At 39.1% G+C, this 512-nt stretch carries 1 protein-coding gene and 1 pseudogene; one reads left to right on the forward strand and one right to left on the reverse strand.

Features of this window, described 5'->3' with window-relative positions:
• The coding region (locus AC27IT_RS28315) for an NAD(P)-binding domain-containing protein (RefSeq protein ID WP_487092345.1) at positions 1 to 260 on the forward strand (260 nt) is incomplete at its 5' end.
• A 19-nt stretch (positions 261 to 279) separates the two neighbouring features.
• Here AC27IT_RS28315 and AC27IT_RS28320 read toward each other — a convergent pair.
• Positions 280 to 512, reverse strand: a pseudogene (locus tag AC27IT_RS28320) (asparaginase); the annotation flags it as partial.

Raw genomic sequence — 512 nt, forward strand, 5'->3', positions numbered from 1 at the left:
TTACGATTAGTAACGATTTCGTTTTTGCCATGACTGGCTATCACCCTGATCACTCGTTTTTAACAAAAATGGGTGTGGAATTAGATGATGAAACAGGCCGCCCTTCTTTTAACGAAGAGACGATGGAAACAAACGTGGAAGGAATTTATATCGCTGGTGTGATTGCTGCAGGAAACAATGCTAATGAGATTTTTATTGAAAATGGACGTTTTCATGGGAAATCAATCGCTTCTCATATTATCAACAAAAACAACGCATAGGCTTCTATGCGTTGTTTTACTAATGATTAAATAGCTGCTGCAGCTCATCATGATTCGTTGTTACTTGGAGAGCAACCAACAGTTTAATGCGTGCTTTAGGACCATTTAAGCCATTTGAAAAAATAACGCCCATCTCTTTTAACAGCTTGCCACCGCCTTCATACCCATATACATCTTGAGCAATTCCATTAAAACAGCGAGAAACGAGCACGATGGGTATCTTTCGCTTCAAAAGCAATTGAATTCCTGGAA

It is taken from the genome of Brevibacillus sp. YAE8 (genome assembly GCF_057543335.1).